The organism is Pedococcus sp. P3_C7, assembly GCF_056402615.1.
This window is the reverse complement of sequence record NZ_JBFUHC010000020.1, coordinates 1-368: the sequence shown is the minus strand read 5'-3', so window position 1 is coordinate 368 and position 368 is coordinate 1. Positions and strand designations below refer to the sequence as shown.

General features: G+C 71.7%; 1 pseudogene. It reads left to right on the top strand.

Annotation, left to right across the window (positions count from 1 at the left end):
- Nucleotides 1-368 (top strand): annotated as a pseudogene (locus AC1DS4_RS18965) (hypothetical protein); the annotation flags it as partial.

Below are 368 nucleotides of genomic sequence, written 5' to 3'. Positions count from 1 at the left end.
GTGGCGGACACCACGGGGGTGGCGGCAACGACACCCCCGTCACCGGCGCTGCGTTGGCCAAGGTCACCGCCGCGGTCAGGGCCAAGGACTCCGCCGTGACCGTCACGTCCGCACGCACGGACCCCGACGGCTACTACGACGTCTTCGGCACCAAGGCCGGCGCCACCGTCCGGTTCGAGGTCAGCAAGGACCTCAAGACCATCACCGCCGGCGGCGGTGGTGGCGGACACCACGGGGGTGGCGGCAACGACACCCCCGTCACCGGCGCTGCGTTGGCCAAGGTCACCGCCGCGGTCAGGGCCAAGGACTCCGCCGTGACCGTCACGTCCGCACGCACGGACGACCCCGACGGCTACTACGACGTCTTC